The 18,649-nt window shown below is 71.5% G+C and carries 15 protein-coding genes; 2 read left to right on the top strand and 13 right to left on the bottom strand.

The window, feature by feature from the left end; translation table 11 throughout:
• Nucleotides 1-5: 5 nt before the first annotated feature.
• A complete protein-coding gene (locus ACZ4UU_RS13960; RefSeq protein ID WP_468039620.1) occupies nucleotides 6-410 on the bottom strand; it encodes a globin in 405 nt (134 codons plus the stop codon).
• 119 nt (nucleotides 411-529) lie between these two features.
• Here ACZ4UU_RS13960 and ACZ4UU_RS13955 point away from each other — a divergent pair, with 119 nt between their 5' ends.
• On the top strand, nucleotides 530-1,516 hold the full coding sequence (locus ACZ4UU_RS13955) for a methyltransferase domain-containing protein (protein WP_468039618.1): 987 nt from the start codon (nucleotides 530-532) through the stop codon (nucleotides 1,514-1,516).
• A 247-nt stretch (nucleotides 1,517-1,763) separates the two neighbouring features.
• Here ACZ4UU_RS13955 and ACZ4UU_RS13950 read toward each other — a convergent pair whose 3' ends face one another.
• The 4 genes from ACZ4UU_RS13950 to ACZ4UU_RS13935 all read right to left on the bottom strand — a co-directional run bounded on the left by ACZ4UU_RS13950 (nucleotide 1,764) and on the right by ACZ4UU_RS13935 (nucleotide 8,450).
• The gene (locus ACZ4UU_RS13950; RefSeq protein WP_468039617.1) at nucleotides 1,764-3,233 is read right to left on the bottom strand and encodes an FHA domain-containing protein; all 1,470 of its coding nucleotides are present in this window, start codon (nucleotides 3,231-3,233) and stop codon (nucleotides 1,764-1,766) included.
• 125 nt (nucleotides 3,234-3,358) lie between these two features.
• Complete coding sequence (locus ACZ4UU_RS13945; protein WP_468039615.1) at nucleotides 3,359-4,705, bottom strand: vWA domain-containing protein; 1,347 nt, start codon at nucleotides 4,703-4,705, stop codon at nucleotides 3,359-3,361.
• 97 nt (nucleotides 4,706-4,802) lie between these two features.
• A complete protein-coding gene (locus ACZ4UU_RS13940) occupies nucleotides 4,803-6,191 on the bottom strand; it encodes a PP2C family serine/threonine-protein phosphatase (protein ID WP_468039613.1) in 1,389 nt (462 codons plus the stop codon).
• On the bottom strand, nucleotides 6,192-8,450 hold the full coding sequence (locus tag ACZ4UU_RS13935) for a serine/threonine-protein kinase (protein ID WP_468039611.1): 2,259 nt from the start codon (nucleotides 8,448-8,450) through the stop codon (nucleotides 6,192-6,194). It abuts the gene before it with no gap.
• A gap of 10 nt (nucleotides 8,451-8,460) precedes the next feature.
• Here ACZ4UU_RS13935 and ACZ4UU_RS13930 point away from each other — a divergent pair, with 10 nt between their 5' ends.
• Nucleotides 8,461-8,733, top strand: a complete 273-nt coding sequence (locus ACZ4UU_RS13930; RefSeq protein ID WP_468039609.1) for a hypothetical protein — start codon at nucleotides 8,461-8,463, stop codon at nucleotides 8,731-8,733.
• Nucleotides 8,734-8,778: 45 nt separating this feature from the next.
• Here ACZ4UU_RS13930 and ACZ4UU_RS13925 read toward each other — a convergent pair whose 3' ends face one another.
• From ACZ4UU_RS13925 to ACZ4UU_RS13890, 8 genes are all read right to left on the bottom strand, one after another.
• Nucleotides 8,779-10,110: a coiled-coil domain-containing protein gene (locus tag ACZ4UU_RS13925; protein WP_468039607.1), complete on the bottom strand. Its 1,332-nt coding sequence runs from the start codon at nucleotides 10,108-10,110 to the stop codon at nucleotides 8,779-8,781.
• 43 nt (nucleotides 10,111-10,153) lie between these two features.
• Nucleotides 10,154-11,134, bottom strand: coding sequence for a glutamate ABC transporter substrate-binding protein (locus ACZ4UU_RS13920; RefSeq protein ID WP_468040194.1), 981 nt, complete (start codon nucleotides 11,132-11,134; stop codon nucleotides 10,154-10,156).
• A 194-nt stretch (nucleotides 11,135-11,328) separates the two neighbouring features.
• Entirely contained in the window at nucleotides 11,329-12,723 is a 1,395-nt protein-coding gene (locus ACZ4UU_RS13915) for a hypothetical protein (protein WP_468040193.1), read from the bottom strand.
• A 347-nt stretch (nucleotides 12,724-13,070) separates the two neighbouring features.
• Nucleotides 13,071-14,042, bottom strand: coding sequence for an N-acetylglucosamine kinase (locus ACZ4UU_RS13910; RefSeq protein ID WP_468039605.1), 972 nt, complete (start codon nucleotides 14,040-14,042; stop codon nucleotides 13,071-13,073).
• On the bottom strand, nucleotides 14,033-15,298 hold the full coding sequence (locus ACZ4UU_RS13905; RefSeq protein WP_468039603.1) for a 6-phospho-beta-glucosidase: 1,266 nt from the start codon (nucleotides 15,296-15,298) through the stop codon (nucleotides 14,033-14,035). The genes ACZ4UU_RS13910 and ACZ4UU_RS13905 overlap by 10 nt, the downstream gene beginning before the upstream one ends.
• Before the next feature lie 111 nt (nucleotides 15,299-15,409).
• Nucleotides 15,410-16,300 carry a carbohydrate ABC transporter permease gene (locus ACZ4UU_RS13900; RefSeq protein ID WP_468039602.1) on the bottom strand — a complete coding sequence of 297 codons (891 nt, stop codon included), beginning with the start codon at nucleotides 16,298-16,300 and terminating at the stop codon, nucleotides 15,410-15,412.
• Between the two features lie 2 nt (nucleotides 16,301-16,302).
• Nucleotides 16,303-17,244, bottom strand: coding sequence for a carbohydrate ABC transporter permease (locus ACZ4UU_RS13895; protein WP_468039600.1), 942 nt, complete (start codon nucleotides 17,242-17,244; stop codon nucleotides 16,303-16,305).
• 7 nt (nucleotides 17,245-17,251) lie between these two features.
• A complete protein-coding gene (locus ACZ4UU_RS13890; RefSeq protein WP_468039598.1) occupies nucleotides 17,252-18,613 on the bottom strand; it encodes an ABC transporter substrate-binding protein in 1,362 nt (453 codons plus the stop codon).
• Between the last annotated feature and the right edge of the window lie 36 nt (nucleotides 18,614-18,649).

The raw sequence follows: 18,649 nt of genomic DNA, 5'->3' as shown, positions 1-18,649 counted from the left end.
CGCGTTCAGCCCGCCGTGTTCACCATCGACGCCGCCGCGTACGTCAGGTAGTTCCACAGCGTCCGCTCGTGCTCCTCGGAGAGGCCGAGCTCGTCGACGGCGTCCCGCATGTGCTTCAGCCAGGCGTCGTGGGCCGCGCGGTCCACGGTGAACGGGGCGTGACGCATCCGCAGCCGGGGGTGGCCGCGGTTCTCGCTGTACGTCGTCGGGCCACCCCAGTACTGGATCAGGAACAGAGTGAGGCGCTCCTCGGCCGGGCCCAGGTCCTCCTCCGGGTACATGGGCTTGAGGATCGGGTCCCCGGCGACACCCTCGTAAAAGCGGTGGACGAGGCGGCGGAAGGTCTCCTCCCCGCCGACCTGCTCGTAGAAGGTCTGCTCCTGAAGCGTGCCGCGCCGAATCTCATTCACCCGTCCATGGTCTCAGACGCGGCGACCGAGGACTCAAGGCTTAGGACCAGCGCTCCCAGGCCATGTGATCGTCCGGCGGGGCGCTCGCCTCGCGTCGTCTCCCGCAGGACAGTGGACGTATGACCGCGCACGCTCTCGACCCCGACCTGGAGGACCTCGCCGCCTCGGCGCGGGCCGCGCTGGTCCGTGAGATCGACCTGAGCGGGGCCTGGGCCGGCGATCCCGTGTGGCGGGACGCCTTCGCCGCCGTGCCACGGCATCTGTTCGTGCCGTACTACTACGTGGGCGTCGTCGGCGGCTACGAGCGGCGCTGGGGCCAGAGCCCCGACCCGGCCGCGCGGGAGCGCTGGGTGCGCGGCGCGTACGCGGACACCCCGCTGGCCACCCGGCTGCGCGACGGCGAGCTGCTCTCCTCCAGCAGCCAGCCGTCCCTGATGGCGATGATGCTGGTCGCGCTGCAGGTGGCGGACGGCGACCGGGTGCTGGAGATCGGCGCCGGCACCGGCTACAACGCCGCCCTGCTCGCCCACCGGCTCGGCGACGACGACCTCGTCACCACCGTCGACCTGGAGCCGGAGATCACCGAGTCCGCCCGACGGCACCTGGAGGCGGCCGGATACCACCCGGTCGTCGTCACGGGCGACGGCGCACGCGGTGTGCCCGAACGCGCCCCCTTCGACCGCGTCATCGCCACCTGCACCCTGCCGTCCATCCCGCGCGCCTGGCTCGCCCAGTGCCGCCCGGGCGCTCGCGTCCTGACCCCGCTCGCCACGGGCCTGATCGCCCTCGCCGTCCGGGACGCCGAGCACGCCGAAGGGCGCTTCCTGCACACGCCCGCCTATTTCGTGCCGCTGCGCGGCGGCACCCGGTCCGAGCCGGAGGCCGTGCAGGTGGGCGGATTGCCGCGCCGGGCCCGGGAGCACGAACTGTTCCGCTTCCTGCTGGCCCTGACCCGCGGCAGCCTCGATCCACAGGAGGCGTACGCGCTGTGGGAGCGCGAGGGGCAGCCGCAGCGGGAGCGCTACGGGATCACGGTCCGCGGGGAGCACGAGTGGGCCTGGCTGGACGACCCCGAGGGGCCGTACGCGTGGCCGCTGCCCGGCTGAGACGCGGGAGGGGGGGGGGGGGGGGGGGGGTTTTTTTTTTCCCCCCCCCCCCCCCCCCCCCCCCCCCCCCCAACACCCCCCCCCCCCCCCCCCCCCCCCCCCCCCCCCCCCCCCCCCCCCCCCCCCCAAAGAGGGGGGAAGAAAAAAAAAAGAAAAAAGAGGGGGGGGGGGGGGGGGGGGGGGGCCTCCCCCCCCCCCCCCCCCCCCCCCCCCCCCCCCCCCTCCCGGTGTCGAGAGAGCGACGGATCTAGCCGCGCCGGATCGTGATCGTCGTCCAGGCCCCCACGTGCACCCGGTCGCCGTCCTGCAGCGGCACCGGCACGAAGGGCTGGATCGGGTCCTCGGAGCCGTTCACCGTGGTGCCGTTCGTCGAGTTCTGGTCGACGACCGCCCAGGTGCCGTCCGGCTGCTGGACCAGGACCGCGTGCTGGTGCGAGACGCCCGGGTCCTCCGGCGGTACCGACAGGTCGATGTCGGGGGTGTCGCCGGTGGAGTGGCGGCGACGGCCGATCGTGACCTGGTTGCCGGTGAGCGTGCGCTGCTGCTCGGGCGAGTACGCGGGCAGGTTCAGGCCCGCGGCCTCCGGGCCGGAGCGCTGCATCATCGCCATGAAGTACTCGCGGTCGGGACCGATGGTCGCCATCCAGGTCAGCGGCTGTTGCTGCTGCTGCGGGAAGGCGGGGCCGGGCGGCGGCGGGGCCTGGGTGGCACCGCGGTGGGGGTAGCCGTACCCGCCCTGCGCGGGGCCACCGGGACCGCCCGGCGCGCCTCCGGGACCGGACGACGGCGGGGAGATCACCCAGTCGTCGTCACCGCCGCCGAAGGACGGGCCGCCCTGCTGCGGGCGGTTCGTCTCCTGCGGGAAGGCGGGCGGGGCCGGCGGACCGGCCGGAGCGCCCTGCATGAACCCCTGCGGAAGGCCGCCGGTGGCACCGGGGCCGCCGGGAGGTGTGGGGCCGGGTGGGGGCGGAGCCGGACGGGACGGGTCGCCACCGAAGGCGGGCGGGCCGGAGGGACCGTTGGATCCCGGACCGCCAGGGCCGCCCGGAGCGCCGGGGCCACCAGGACCGCCGGGGCCGGGTCCGAAGCCACCCGGGCCGCCAGGGCCACCGGGGTTGCCAGGGCCACCGGGGCCACCCGGGCCGGGACCGAAGCCCCCGGGGCCGCCAGGTCCGCCGGGGCCGCCCGGGCCCTGCGGCTCGCCGCCGAACGGCGGGATCGGCTCGGCCGGGCGGTTCACCTGGGACGGGCGTGAGCTCTGGTAGTCGTACGAGTCACCGCCGCCGTACGACGGGCCGGGGCCCGGCGGCTGCTGGAACGGGCCGCCAGGACCAGGGCCAGGGCCGGGGGCCGGCTGGCGCGGGGCGGCGGGGGTGTACGACGTCGCCGTGTTGGTCAGGAAGTTCCACCGGCACTCCTCGCAGAACGGCGCACCGCCCTCACGGGGCGTACGGCACTGCGGGCAGAGCTCCGGCTCGGGAACGGCGGACATGGGCGGCGGGCCGCCCGGCTGACCGGTGTTCGGGCCACCGAACGGACCGCCGGGGCCGGGGCCCGGACCGGGGCCACCGGGGCCGCCGGGCGGCGGGAAGCCGTAGCCGCCACCGGGCGGGGGCGGCGGTGGCGGGGGCGGAGGAACGGCACCGGCCATGCGGTGACCGCAGACCTCGCACCAGTCGTCGGAACCCGACTGGTGTCCGTTCGGGCAGGTCGGCATGTCGGCGCTTCCCCCTCTCCTTTCCGGCCGCTTCGACCGGATTTCTCCAACCCCAAGGGGTCAGGCTCGCTGCTTTTCAGGGTCCTGCTAGGGCACTGCTGAGGCACTACTAGGGCGTTACTCGGTCACTTCTTTACACGAACAGTCTTTGTCGACCGTGTCTCGAGAGTCATCTCGTCGGCCTCCGCGACCTTCGCCTTCAGTCGCACAGTACCTGTCGCGGCGTCGACCACGTCCACCACCTTCGCAAGGAGTTTCGCCGTATCCGCGTTTCCGGACGCGCTGGCGAGCTGAACCGCGCGGCCCAGTTTGGCCGTTGCTCCATCGATATCGCCCGACTTGCGAAGATCGAGGCCTTGTTGGATGGCTTGTGCCAGTTCGGCCTGGCCGGTGTAGTGGGCCACCTGAGGGTTGATCGAGGTCGACGCGACCATGTCGTCGGTCCACACGGCCCTTACGAGACCCTGTGCGCCGAGGTTCCGGGCGGTGCCGTCGGGCTGCGGGACCACCAGGGAGACCCGGGCGGCGAGCATCTCCTGGCCCAGGTTCGCGGCCGGGACCTCGACGCAGACGTGGTAGTCACGGGACTCGTCTCCCCAGGAGCCGGTGGGGTAGTCCCCGGCGCGCGGGCCGGCCTCGGTGCGGCGGTCGGTCAACTCCTCGACCGTGGGCGCGACCTGCTTGACGAACCTGATGGTGGTGCCCACCGGCGTCCACACCCGCAGGGCGACGTCCGCGACCTCCTTGCCCATCGCCGTCTCCATCATCTGCGTGAAGTCGGCGGCGAGTCCGGCCGGATCGGCGACGATGTCGGCGCTGCCGAGCAGGGCGGAGGCGATGGCTGTGACTTCTTTCACTTCCCAGTCGGTGCCCACGCCGCGTGCGTCACATGTGAACCGTCCGGCGCAATCGTCGAGCGTCCGCCTGAGGTCCTCCGGCGACTCGTGCTCGTTGCGGCCGTCGGTGAGCAGGATGCCGTGCCGGATCGCGACGTCGTCCGAGGACAGCAGGCGGTCGGCGAGCCGCAGCCAGGTGCCGATGGCCGTACCGCCGCCCGCGCTCAGCCGGCGCAGTGCCTGCTTGGCCTGGTCGCGGGTGGTGGCGTCGGCCACGGCCAGGCGGCCGCCGCCCGGATAGACCTCCTTGGCCACGTGCGTCCCGCCGACCACCGCGAAGTGCACGCCGTCGCGCAGGGTGTCGATCGCGGCGGCCGTGGCGTCGCGGGCGTTGCGCATCTTGGTCGGCGGGTAGTCCATCGAGCCCGAGCAGTCGACCATGATCGCCACCGCCGCGGACGGGCCCCCGCCCGGCGCGTACAGGTGGGGTGCGCCGACGGCGCTGCCGATCGTGCCGCCGCCGGTCGCGGTCACCGTGACGATCGCGTTGACCTCGCGCCCGCCCTCCGGCAGGTACTCGTTCTGGTACACGTCCACCGAGAACTGCGGCACGCTTGGTTTCGAGAAATTGGCCATGCGTTCTCAAATCCCCCTAAAGCACCCCGTGGTGGGGCAATGGCTGTCGACGGACCGGTCCCCTCCGGTCCGCTGAGGCCGCCCCCGCGATGCGGCCTCAGGCCGATCCTGCCCCCATCGGCGGTGCCGGGAACGGCAGGACGGCCACTGTTACGTTGTCGTGGCCCCCGCCGTCGAGCGCGTGACCGACGAGGACCTGCGCGCTGTGCAGGGGACGTACGGCGGCGTCGAGCGGCACGACGTCGGCCATGTCCTCGGCGGCCTCCGCGTAGTTCCACAGCCCGTCCGTGCACACCACGACCACACCCGGGCGGTCCGGCTTGAAGGACGCGGTGTGCGGCTCCAGTTCGTAGGCGTCGGCGCCGAGCCAGCCGGTGATGGCGTGGGCGCGCTCGTCGGCGTACGCCTCTGCCTCGTTCATCAGGCCCGCGGCGACCATCTGCGCCGCCCAGGAGTCGTCCTCGGTGAGCCGGGCCGGGGGAGTGCTGCGGTCCACCGGCACCCAGTAGGCGCGGCTGTCACCGACCCAGCCGACGATCAGCAGTTCGGGCGTGACCACCGAGCCGACGAACGTGCAGGCGGGCGCGTTCTGGTGGGGGCCCTGCTCGCGGGCCGTGGCCGGTTCGGCCGCCAGCGCGTTGACCGCGTTCGAGGCGGCGATGATCGCGTCGTGCATGGCCTGCTGCGGGTGCGTGCCGCGCGGCAGGGCGGCCAGCAGCGACTCGCTCGCGGCCCGCGAGGCGGCCATCGAGGCGTCGTCGGGGCGGGTCGCCGAGGACACGCCGTCGCAGACGACCGCCAGGACCGCGGGCCGGCCGTCGGTCAGCGTGGTGGCGCCGACGGCGAACGCGTCCTCGTTGCGGTGGTGGCGCAGGCCGCGGTCGCTGACGGCGGCGACCGGACCGGCGTCCTGCTCCATGTGGTCCCGCTCGCGCGGCTGGGCGTGCCCGCAGTTCTCGCAGTACCCGTCGTGGTCGACGCGGCCCGCGCGGCACGCCACGCACACCTTGGTGCCCTCCGGCGGGGTCGGTGGGGCGGCGGGGGCCACACGCGGGTCGGGCGCCTGAAGGGTGAACTCGTCGGGCAGCGCGTACGGGTCGGGCTGCGCGGGACGGTCGAAACGGACGCCGGAGGCCGGGGAGACGGGGGAGCCGGTCGGGTCGGGGGGCGTCCGGGGTCCGGGTGGTCCGTCCGGGCCGCTCGCCGCCGGGGGCACCGGCGCCGCGGGGGGCGGTGACTGCGGGGGCGGCGGGGTGCCCGGGGGCAGGCCGTGGGCCCCGGCGTCGGGCGCGGGGGCGGCGGGCCAGCCCATGCCGGGCACGCCGGGGGGCGCCGACGAGCCGTTCATGGCGATGGTCGGGTTGTCGTCCGGCCGTACGGGCACGGCGGACAGGTCGTATCCGCACGCACCGCAGAAACGGTCACCCGACTCGAGCGGCCATTCGCAGCTCGGGCAGGCGGACAACTGGGGCATCTGCGACATCAACTACACCCACGTCCGGGGGCGGTAACGGTTGGCACGTTCCACCAGGTCGATCCTCTCCTCGCCGCCCCGAGCGAGCCGGGCCAGCGTGCGGTACGAGCGCTCCAGACCGAAACGCAGTTCCCGCTCGTCCAGGCCGCTGCCGAGCAGCGTCCGTCCTCCGGCGGCTGGGGGAGGGGCGGAACCCTGGCCACCGGAGAGTATCCAGTCCAGCGCGCAGCCGAGGACCTCCGCCGACAACTGCTCCCGGCGCGCCGGGTCCAGACCGTACGCGTCCAGCGCCTCGACCTGGCTCGCGGCGGCGGTCAGGTCGTCCAGGAACGGTACGTCAGCGGCGGCGGCCGTGCGTCCACGCAGCCGGGCGCGGACGGCCGCGACCCGGGCGGCCGTGTAGTGAATGGAGCTTTCCGGAACGGACTCCAGGGTCCGTACGGCGCCGCCGCGGTCGCCGGTCGCGAGCTGGACGCGGGCGAGGCCGAAGGCGGTGCTCACATAGCTGGGGTCGGTGGACCACACGAGACGGTAGTACTCGGCGGCGTTGTCCAACTGGCCCAGCACCTCCGCGCACAGGCCGAGGGCCAGCTTGGGGGCGGGCTCGCCGGGGAAGGCGTCGTAGATCGCGTCGAAGGCGAGCGCGGCGCCCTCGTGGTCGCCGGTGACGAGCGCGGCCACACCGCGGTACCAGACGACCCGCCAGTCGTCGGACCGTTCGTCCTCCAGCTTCAGCAGCGCCTCGTGCGCGGTGCCCGTGTCACCGTTCTCCAGCCAGGCCCGCACCTGCCGCAGCCGTGTCTCGGTCGACGGCGCGGGCGCCGCGGCGAGGGCACCGAGCAGCTCGGCGGGCGCGGTCGTCATCAGACCCGCGAGGAAACCCGCGTTGGGGTCGGAGGGGTCGACACGCGGAACCGGGAGAGCGAGGGCCGCGGCGGGGGCGTCGGCGGTCTTCACGAGGCCCGCGGGGGTGGCCAGGGCGGCAGCGGGAGGGGGACCTGCGGCGATGGCGGGCGGTGCGGCGGGAGCGGTGGCCGGGGCGAGGGCGGCGGGCTTCCTCGGGGCGCGGACGACCCGCGAGCCCAGCCGCGACACCTCCCCGTCCAGCTTCGGGAACAACTCCGTGTCCGTGACTCGCACCTCGGGCCCGAACAGCGTCGACAGCGACGGCCTCGCACGCCCCGTCTGCAGGGACACGACCTCGCGCAGTACGCCGGTCAGCTGCTCCGTCATCTCCTGGGCGGAGGCGAATCGGCGGGCCGGGTCCGGGTCGGTGGCGCGGACCAGGAGGCGGTAGAAGGACTCGTACTGGCGGAAGACCTCGATGTTGTCCGGGTCGGGGAGGGAATCGACGTAGACGTTCGTGTAGCCCTGGAAGTCGAAGGTCAGGACGGCGAGCGTGCGGGCGACCGTGTAGAGGTCGGACGCCACCGACGGGCCGACGTCGGCGACCTCCGGCGCCTGGTAGCCCACCGTGCCGTAGATGGCCGACTCCTCGTCGTCCATCCTGCGCACCGCGCCCATGTCGATCAGCTTGAGCTGGTCCTCGGTCTGGATCGCGTTGTCGACCTTGAAGTCGCAGTACAGCAGGTTGCGGCTGTGCAGATGGCCGAGGGCCTCCAACGCCTCGATGCCGTACGCGCACGCCTGCTCCACCGGCAACGGGTCGCGCTTCCCGGTCGGCGTACGGCGGCCGTTGGCGATCTCCTTCAGCGACTTGCCGCCCACGTACTCCATGACGATGTAGCCGTCGAGCGAGCCCGTGCGCTGGTCGAGGTGCTCGACGAAGTTGTAGATCCGCACGATGTTGGCGTGCTCGATCTCCGCGAGGAAGCGCCGCTCGGAGATCGCCGCCGCCATCGCGTCCTGGTCACCGGTGTCGAGCAGGCCCTTGAGCACCACCCAGCGGTCGGAGACCGCGCGGTCCACGGCGAGATAGATCCAGCCGAGCCCGCCGTGCGCCAGACAGCCCACGACCTCGTACTGGCCGTGCACGATGTCGCCGGCCTTCAGCTTCGGGACGAACGAGTACGGGTGGCCGCACTTGGTGCAGAAGCCCTCCGTACGGCCCGGACGCTCGCCGCGCGCCCGGCCGACGGGCGCGCCGCAGTCCGAACGCGAGCAGAACCGCTTGCGCTCGGGCACCTCCGGGTTCTCCAGCACCATCCCGCGCGGCTCGGGACGCGGCACGTCCGGGACCTGGACCAGGCCGACGCCGAGCCGGCCACGGCCGCTGGAACCCGCCGTCGAGCCCGAGCTGCGCACTGACACCGAGCGGCCCGTGGAACGGCCCGACAGCGCGCGCGAGAGCCGTCCCGACACCGAGCGCCGGGACTTCGACGACTGGGACGACGTGCGCGAACTGCCGCGGCTGGTCGAGCGGGAGCTGCCGCTGCCCGCCGAACCGCGTGAGCCCTTGCCGCCGCTCGTCACGCCGGTGGGCGGCGAGCCGACCATGCCGGTCGCCGAGACGACCGGGGCCAGGCCGCAGGTGTCGCAGTACAGCTCGCCGCCGCCCACGTCCTCGTACGACCCGCCGCAGTCCGGCCGCTGACAGCTCTGCTGTGCCTGACTCATGACGACGAATCCCCCCTGACCCTCATGTCCCCGGCCCCCCGCGGTCCTCGGGCTCGCGCGGCCCCGGTACGCGCGGGCCGCCCAGCAGTTCGGCGGCCGCGTGCTGGTAGCGCAGCACCGCCTGTTCGGCGACCCGCAGGTCACAGGGCGCGCTCCACAGCATCCGCCGGGCCGCGTCGTAACGCTCGATGAGGAACGGGTCCTCGGCGAGGCCGTGCCGGGCCACCTTCGCCTTGTACGCGTCGAGGCGGCCGCGCAGCTCGGCGCGGACCGCCAGGGGCGCGGTGACCGCGGTCAACGACTCGCGGGCGCGCAGCAGTTCGTCCTCCGCCCTCTGCTCCAGGGACTCCAGGAGCGGGGACAGGCGGTGCCACTGGGCGTGTCTGCGGTACTCGGCGGCCGTCGCCAGCTGCTCCTGCAGCACGGTCGGCGGTCCGCTGACGACCGGCACCTCCGTGGCGGCGATCTTCGCCAGCACCTCGCCGCGCGCGGTGCGGGCCTCGGCGAGCGTACGGTCCGCGCGGGACAGCACGTCCCGCAGCCTGACCAGCCGCTGCTCGGCGTCCTGACGGACCGTCAACACCGCGTCGATCTCCCGGCGCACGTCCTCCAGCGCGCGCGCCTCACGGTCGTACACCGTGGTGTCCGGCCGGCCGCCGCCCGGCGCCGAACTCCCCTGTGTGGGAACCCAGTACGCGAGCGGGTCGGACACCACCTCGGCGCGCAGGTTGGTGAGCGTGCGGGTGATGCGCTCCAGGTCGTCGCCCGCCGGGTGCTCGCCGGGGCGCACCCCGACGGAGTGCGCGAGGCGGCGGGTGCGCTGGAGTTCGGCGGCGAGTAAATCGATGCGGGCGGGCAGCGCGGACCAGACCGCGTCGGCGGCGACGACCATGTCCAGCGACGTCGCGTACAGCTCGTTCATCCGGTCGACCAGGGTGACCAGCGAGAACTGTTCGCTGAGCTTGCCCGAACCGCCGTGCAGCGTAGGGGCGTTGGCGGTGGCCGTCGCCGAACCGGCGACGGTCACCGACTCGCCGCGCAGCAGCTCCGTCAGCTCCACCAGGTCGTCGCGGCTGGACCAGCGGCGGCGCGAGCGGATCTCGCGGGCCGAGCGCAACGCGTCCGTGTACGCGTCGAAGTACGCCCACAGCAGCGTGATCGACGCCTCCGCCGTCGTCCAGCGCTCCTTGGTGATGCCGGTGAGCTCGGCGCCCTCGAGGAGTCTGCGGCCCGCGTGGTCCTGGAGGGCGAGGAGCGAGGTCTCGATCGCCTCGTGCTCCTGGCCGAGCCGCGCCAGCGCACGGTCCACCTCGTCCCGGTCCATCACCGGCCCGGCGGGGTCCGTGACGCCCATCGATCACCTCTCGCTCAGTCGTGTTCTGCCAGTTGACGGTAGGTCACTTGTAACGGGCCTCGGGAGGGGTGGCCGACGCCGACTCCTTGTCGCCCTGGTCCATCGTCGGGTGCAGCCACTTCTCGTACGACGCCTTCCAACCGCCGTCCTCGATGTAGTTCTCCAGGGTCCGGTTGACCTGGCGTACCAGATCGTCGGAGCCCCGCTTCATCGCCACGCCGTAGTACTCGTCGGTGAACAGACCGCCCTTCAGTTCCACCGCCGGGTCCTGCGCTGCCTGGCTGGCGGCCAGGGCGCCGTCCGTGACGACCGCGTCGACCTCGCCGAGCTGCAACTTCACCAGGCAGTCGAGCTGATTGGGGACGGTGGTCCTGATGTCGGTGGAGTCCGGCAGGTCGCCGTTCTTCCTGCCCTCTTCCAGGTTGTCGTACGCCGTGGAGCCCTCCGCCGAGCAGACCTTCTTGCCCGCCAGCGACTTGTCGTAGCCGGTGATCGCCGACATCTTGGGCGCCAGGACCTGCTGGCCGGTGACGAAGTACGGGGCGGAGAAGGCGACATCCTTGATCCGGCTGCAGTTGATCGTCATGGTGCGGACCACCATGTCGACCTCGCCCTTCTGGATCGCCTCGACACGGCGGCTGGTCGGGATCGCCTTGAACTGCACCGCGTCGCGGTCGCCGAGCATGTCCTCGGCGATGCGGTGGACCAGGTCGATGTCGAAACCCTCCAGCTCACCGGAGGGGTTGTTCGGGTCGAGGTAGCCCCAGCGGTAGCTGTTGGTGTCGACGCCGACGATCAGGCGGCGGTCCTTGCGGGCCTTTATGGCGTCGACAGTCGGAGTGCCGTCACCGCCGCCGGACGGGGCGAGGCTCTGGTCCTCGGGGTTCTCGCAGTCCTCCGCCTTCGCATGGGTGACCCGGGTGACGCCCTGGCCCGCGGTGGCGGTGCCGGTGTCGTGGCTTGGTGGCTGGGTGAGGGGGAGGAGCAGGGCGAGGGCGAGCGCCAGGACGCAAACGGTCGCCATCGCGCCGACGCCGCCCCAGCCGCGGAGGACTGTGCGCAGGCGGTGCCACGGGGTGGATGCGGTGCGGGTGTGCGGGTGGGTGCGGGTGTGGGGGTGCCTGTGAGTGTGGGTGTGGCGGTGGGCCGAGTGCGGGCTTGCGTCGAGTGGCCCGTGCGGGTTCGTGGCCTTGCGTGCGTTCATCGTCTCGCCCCCTCTCACCGGTACTCCGACAGCCTGCGGCCGATGCCCAGGACCGCGCCGGCCGCGCCCAGGACCGCGAGGACCGCGGCGCCGGTCGGGAGGCCGGTCAGCGAGCCACGGCCGTCGTTCGCCGCCTGCTCGAACTCGTTGCGCTCGTGCGTCAGCGCGGTCGCCAGCGCCTTGTCGACGTTGTCGAAGCACACGCTCGTCGGCTCCTTCGCGGCGCCGATCACTCGGTCCCGGGCCGCCTGGTAGTTGCCGGAGTCGTTGTCCTCGCGGGCGATGCCGTGGCGGTCCTTCCAGATCTTCATGAAGCCGTTCGCGTCCTGTACGGGCTTCTTGCCCGCCGAGTCGTCCGCGAGGTCCGCGGCTCGGTTCAGGGCCTTGCCCAGCTGGTCGATCTGCTGGTCGTAGCCCCACTCGTACGCGTCCACGACCTTGCCGTCGGCGAGTGACTTCGTGTCCGCGCCGCGGCGGACCAGGGTCAGGTTCTCGTCGCTGCGGGCGGTGAGCGAGGCGATGCGGGCCTGGTGCAGTACGTCCAGGGAGCGGACGCCGTGGTCGTAGGAGTCGTTCAGGCCCGCGCGCGCGACGGTGTGGGAGACGGTGAGCCAGAGGAGGATCACGACGGAGGTCGCCGTGGCGGTGACCAGCCCGTGGTTCAGGACCCTGTTCGTACGCCGGTAGTTGCGGCGCTGGGCCCAGGCGAGGGCGGCCAGGGCGATGATGCCGAGGCCTGCGGCCGCCCACGGGAAGGACTTCGCGTCCGCGTAGTCGTCGCGCAGGCGCTGGTTCTCCGTCTGGTAGAGCTTCTCGGCCTTGGGCAGCATGTTCTGCTGCATCATCTCGTTGGCCGCGCGGAGGTAGGCGCCGCCGACGGGGTAGCCCTGGCGGTTGTTGGCCCTGGCCGTCTCGACCAGGCCCTTGTACTCCGGGAGCAGTCTGCTCAGATCGGCGATCGTGTTCGCCGAGGTGGAGCCCGGTTCGGAGTTGGCGGCGGCCTTGACGAGCTTCTCGGCGGCGGTGCGGATGTCCTTCTCGTAGCCCTCGCGCATGGCGGGCTTCTCCTGGAGGCCCGCCAAGTAGCCGCTGGCTGCCGCGGTGTTGGCGTCGGCGAGGGAGCGGTAGATGTCCGCCGCGTCGGAACTCAGGGGCTGGCTGCGGTTGACGACGTCGTTCGCGGCGGAGGACCTCTCGGTCATCTGCCAGGCGGTCACGGCGCCGAACGCGACGACCAGGGCGGCGAGCAGGGCGCCGATGATGCGGAGGCGGCCGGGTTCGGTGGTGGCGGCTGCGCGGAGCTGGTCGAAGCCCTCGGCGAAGGCGGTGCGGCGGGGTGCTGTGGAGGGAGGCGAGGGGCGGGTGTTTTCCGTGGTGGGTGGTGCGGGTTGGGGTGGTACGGACGGCATGGTGGGTACGCGGGTCTTCGGCGTCTGTGTCACTGCTGACCTCCCCCATGGTCATCCGTCGCCGCAAGTATCGCTGCCGGGACTGACATCCGTACCGGGCTTCGCTGGATCTTGATCCGATCGCAGCGCGGATCCCGAAATTCCGGATACCGCGACATGGTGTGCAGGAGCCCCCTGCCCATGAATACGCCGGGAGAATCTGTTCGGTTCCAAGTTCGAGGGCGGGATGCCTGCGGCGGCCCGTTGCGGTGGGCGGGGGTGCGGGTAGCGCGGTTCGGTGGGTGGGGTCGAAGGGGCGGGGCCCCTGGGGATGGGACGGGTGGGGCGGCGGGGGCGAGGGAGTGTCGTCAGGGGGTGAAGTGTCGGCGGAGTGCGGTGTGCGCCTGCGGTGGTGCCTGTACCGCGTCCAGGCCCAGGAGCGCAGCCCCCAGCACGGGACTCGCTGTGACCACGTCCGGTACCGCCTTGGGGGCGCGGGCGGTGAGCAGTTCACGGATGCCGTCGATCAGTTGGGGGTGCCGGGCCGCCAGCACGCTCCCGCCCAGCAGTACGGGTGCCTCCTCCGTGAGGAGGTCCAGCCGGGTCAGGGCCACCGTGGCCATGGTGACCACTTCGTCGGCCAGGCGGTCGACGAGGCCCCGGGCCACGGCGTCGCCGGAAGCCGCCGTGGTGAAGAGGACGGGGGCCAGTTCGTGGCGACGGGCGGGGGCGATGTGTTCGAGGTGCAGGGCCTCGATCAGGGCGTACATGGTGGGGAGGCCGAAGTGGGCGGGAAGGGTCTGCGCGAGGGCCGTGGGGACTCCGCGGCCGTCCTCCGCGCGGGCCGCGTGCCACAGGGCCTCCTCCGCCAGGCCCCAGCCACCACCCCAGTCGCCGGAGATGCGGCCCAGCGCGGGGAAGCGGGCCGTACGGCCGTCGGGGCGCATGCCGACGCAGTTGATGCCGGCACCGCAGACGACGGCGACACCGCGGGGTTCGGTGACGCCTGCCCGGAGGATCGCGAAGGTGTCGTTGCGGACCTCGACGGTGGTGCCCCACGCGCGCGCGTGCAGGGCCGCCGCCAGTTGTTCCTCCTCCACGGGGAAGTCGGCGTTGGCCAGGCACGCGGATACGTGGTCGGCCGAGGTCACGCCGGCTGCGGCGAACGCCTGCCGTACCGTCTCGGCGAGGCCGTCGACCGCCCGTTCCACCCCTACCGTCGGTGGCCGGAACCCGCCGCCGCGGGCCGTGGCCAGGACGGTGCCGTCGGCCGCCACCACCGCCACGTCGGTCTTGCTGTTGCCCGCGTCGACGGCGAGGACACGTGCGGTCATGCCCACGCGAGGTGCTCCCGGTTGTGTGCGATCAGTTGGTCGGTGAGGGCCTCGGCGTACTCGTACTGGCCGATCAGGGGGTGGGAGAGGAGGGCCTTGAAGACCCGGTCGCGGCCGCCGTGCAGGGCCGCTCGCAGGGCCAGGTCCTCGTACGCCGTCACCTGGCCCATGAGGCCCGCGTAGAGGGGGTCCACGGGGGCGACGGGGAGGGGCTTCGGGCCTTTCTCGCCCACTGCCGCCTGTACTTCGATCACCGCGTCGTCGGGGAGGAAGGGGAGCGTGCCGTCGTTGCGGGTGTTCACCACCTGGTACGGGCTGCCCGCGCCGTTCAGCAGGGCGGCCGCCAGGTCCACGGCCGCCTCCGAGTAGTAGGCGCCGCCCCGTTCGGCCAGCAGGTCCGGCTTCTCGGCCAGGGCCGGGTCGGCGTAGAGGGCCAGCAACTGGCGTTCCATTTCCGCCACTTCCGCGGCCCTGGAGGGCTTCGTGCGGAGTTCCCGTACCACTTCGTCGTGTGCGTAGTAGTAGCGCAGGTAGTACGACGGGACCACCGACAGGCGGTCCAGGAGCGTGGTGGGCAGGTGCAGGTCCGCGGCGATCCTGTCGCCGTGGCGGGCCAGGAGTCCGGGCAGGACGTTCTCGCCCTCGGGGCCGCCCAGGCGAACCCCGGTCTCCCAGGTGAGGTGGTTGAGGCCCACGTGGTCCAGGTGGATCCGGGAGGGCGGCAGGTCGAGCAGCGCCGCGAACTTCCTTTGGAAGCCGATCGCCACGTTGCACAGGCCCACCGCCTTGTGGCCCTCCTGAAGCAGGGCGCGGGTCACGATGCCGACCGGGTTGGTGAAGTCGATGATCCAGGCGGTGGGGTTGGTCCGGCGGACGCGGTCCGCGATGTCGAGGACGACGGGGACGGTGCGCAGGGCCTTCGCGAGGCCGCCTGCGCCCGTGGTCTCCTGGCCGACGCAGCCGCAGTCCAGGGGCCAGGTCTCGTCCTGTTCGCGGGCCGCCTGGCCGCCCACGCGGAGTTGGAGGAGGACCGCGTCGGCTCCCTCGACCGCCGCGTCCAGGTCTGTGGTGGTGGTGATCGTGCCGTTGTGGGCCTGGCGGGCGAAAATGCGGCGGGCCAGGGCGCCGATCAGTTCCAGACGGTCCGTCGCCGGGTCCATCAGGACCAGTTCCTCTATCGGCAGGGTGTCGCGCAGGCGGGCGAAGCCGTCGATGAGTTCGGGGGTGTAGGTCGAGCCTCCGCCGACCACGGTGAGTTTCACTGGGAAGTGCCTCGCCTTCGGGCGCCGAGGACAGTGGTCATCGGCCGGGGGTCCGGCCCGCCGCGCAGCGGCAATCGGGGACAGCGTCCCCCGGGGATTCGCAGCATGCCATCAACCCTTTACTCCGGTGAGCGTGACGCCCTCTACGAACGCCTTCTGGGCGAAGAAGAACACGAGGACCACGGGGGCCATCACGAGGACCGTGGCCGCCATGGTGAGGTTCCAGTCGGTGTGGTGTGCGCCCTTGAACGACTCCAGGCCGTAGGAGAGCGTCCAGGCGCCCGGGTTCTCGGACGCGTAGATCTGGGGGCCGAAGTAGTCGTTCCACGCGTAGAAGAACTGGAAGAGGGCCACCGCGGCTATGCCCGGTTTCGCCATGGGGAGGACGACTCGGACGAGGGTGCGGAACTCGCCGCAGCCGTCCACCCTCGCCGCGTCCAGGTACTCGTTCGGGATCGTCATCAGGAACTGGCGCAGGAGGAAGATCGAGAAGGCGTCTCCGAACGCCATCGGGATGATCAGGGGCCAGAGTGTGCCGGAGAGGTCCAGTTGCTTCGCCCAGAACAGGTACATCGGGATGATGACGACCTGGGGTGGCAGCATCATCATCGAGATGACCAGCATCAGGGACAGGTTCCGGCCGCGGAAGCGGAACTTGGCGAGCGCGTAGGCGACGGGGACGGAGGACACCACGGTGAGGAGCGTGCCCAGGCCCGCGTAGATCAGGGTGTTCTTCCACCAGGTCAGGAAGCCGGGGGTGTCGAAGACCTTGGTGTAGTTGCTCCACTGCCAGGTGTCCGGGACCAGGTCGCGGGTGAGTGCCTGCTGGTCGCTCATCAGCGAGGTCAGGACGACGAACACGAACGGCAGGGTGAAGAAGAGGGCGGCTGCGATGCCGAGGGAGTGGATCGCTATCCATTCCAGGAGAGCCCTGCGGCGGGCCGTGCGTTCGGCGACTGTTGGGTTTGCCAACTGAACTGGTTTGTCCAGCACTTGGGTCATGGTCAGTCACCTGCCTGGATGAGTCCGCCCCGGCGCCGCATCAGCAGCGCGGTGAACGCCATGGCGAGGGCGAAGAGTACGAGCGCGACCACACAGGCCGAGCCGTAGTCGAAGCGCTGGAAGCCGAGGTTGTAGACGAGTTGGGGGAGGGTGAGGGTCGACTTGTCGGGGTAGCCGGGCTCGAACTGCTGGCCAGAGCCGCCGATGATGCCGGAGGCGACCTTCCCGGCCACCAGGGGCTGCGTGTAGTACTGCATCGTCTGGATCACCCCCGTGACGACGGCGAACATCACGATGGGGGAGATGTTCGGGAGCGTCACGAAGCGGAATCGCTGCCAGGCCGACGCTCCGTCCAGTTCGGCCGCCTCGTACTGCTCCTTCGGCACGTCGAGCAGCGCGGCCATGAAGATGACCATGAGGTCGCCCACGCCCCACAGCGCGAGTGCCGTGAGGGCCGGCTTGGACCAGGTGGGGTCCGTGAACCAGCCCGGGGTCGGCAGGCCGAGGCCGTCGAGGACCGAGTTGACCGGGCCGGTGCCGGGGTTGAGGAGGAAGACGAAGGCCAGGGTGGCGGCCACCGGTGGGGCCAGGTACGGGAGGTAGAAGAGGGTGCGGAAGCCGCCCGCGCCGGTCTTGATCTTGGTGATCAGCAGGCCTGTGCCGAGGCCGAAGACGACCCGGCAGGTCACCATCACCAGGACGAGCCAGAGCGTGTTGCGCAGGGCCGGCCAGAACAGCGGGTAGTCGCTGAAGACGTAGGACCAGTTGCCCAGGCCACGGAAGACCGGGGTGCCGAAGCCGTCGTACTTCATCAGGGAGAAGTACACGGTGGACACCAGGGGGTAGGCGAAGAAGACGCCGAAACCGATGAGCCACGGTGCCAGGAAGGCCACCGTTCGAAGCGCCGACCTGCGGCGCTTCGCGCGGAGAGTGTGCGTGGACATCCGGGCGCTACTTCGCCTGCTCGATGTCGGTGTCGATCTGCTCGGCGGTCTTCTCCAGGCCCGCCTTCAGGTTCTTCACCTTGCCGGACTCGTACTGGTAGCCGAAGTCCTGGAGCGTCGTCTGGTACGTCGAGCCGTTGACGGAGGCCGGCGGCGTGTTCGAGTGCGGGTTCTGGGCGATGTCCAGGAATGTCCGGAAGCCCTCGTCCACCTTCAGGTTCGGCGACTTCAGGGCCGCGAAGGTGGAAGGAACGTTGTGGATGGCGTTGGCGAAGGAGACGACGGCCTCGGTGTCGGTCGTCAGGTACTTCACCAGTTCCCAGGCGGCGTTCTGCTTCTCGCTCTGCGGGGCGATGCCGATGATCGTGCCGGAGAGGAAGCCCTTGCCGTACTCGTCCACCTCGTCGTCCGCGACGGGCATCGGAGCGGTGCCGATCTCGAAGTCGACGCCGGCTTGCCGGGCCATGCCCAGGCGCCACTCACCGTCGAGCTGCATGGCCACCTGGCCGGTGTGGAAGGGGTGCTTGGCGCCCCACTCGTCGCCGAAGGTGTTGCGGTACTTCTCCAGCTTCGTGAAGCCGCCGAGGTCGCCGATCAGCTTCTTCTGGTACGTGAACATCTCCGCGAAGGCCGGGTCCTTGGCGATGTTGGACTTGCCGTCCTGGTCGAAGTAGGCGTGGTCCCACTGGGACATGTAGTGGTCCACGACCGTCTCGTAGCCGTGGTACGTGGGCATGAAGCCGAGCTGCTCGTAGCTGTCGCCCTTGGCGACCGTGAGCTTCTTGGCGTCCTTCGCGAACTCCGACCAGGTCTTGGGCGGGGACTTGATGCCCGCCTTCTCGAAGGCGTCCTTGTTGTAGTAGAGGCCGTAGGCGTCGCCCAGCAGCGGCAGGGCGCAGCGGGTGCCCTCGAACTGGGTGTAGTCCAGCATCGGCTTCGGGATGATCTCGTCGAGGTCCAATTTGGACTTCTCGATGAACGGCTTCAGGTCGAGGAAGGCGCCGGAGGAGCAGAACTTGCCGATGTTGGAGGTCGTGAACGACGACACCACGTCGGGCCCGTTCGAACCGCCCGCGCGCAGCGCCTGGTTGAGCTTGTCGTCGTTGATGTTGCCGACGACCTTCACCGTGATGTTCGGGTGGGCCTTCTCGAACGCGTCGACGTTCTCCTGGATCGCCTTGACCTCGGCGGGCGCGCTCCAGCCGTGCCAGAAGGTGATCGTCGTCTTCGCGTTGGGATCGTCGGTGGCAGCGGACTCGGACTGGCCGGTACAGGCCGTGGCGAGGAGCGCCAGGGAGGCGGAGGCGGCAAGGGCGGCGGCCGTCTTGCGGGACCGTGAGGGTATGACGTTCCAGGACTTTCCGGGCATGGCGAGGTCTCCCAAGGGCGGGACGGGGTGGGTGAG

The sequence above is a fragment of the Streptomyces sp. NPDC028907 genome (assembly GCF_055564995.1).
This window is presented reverse-complemented; position numbering and strand designations above follow the sequence as displayed.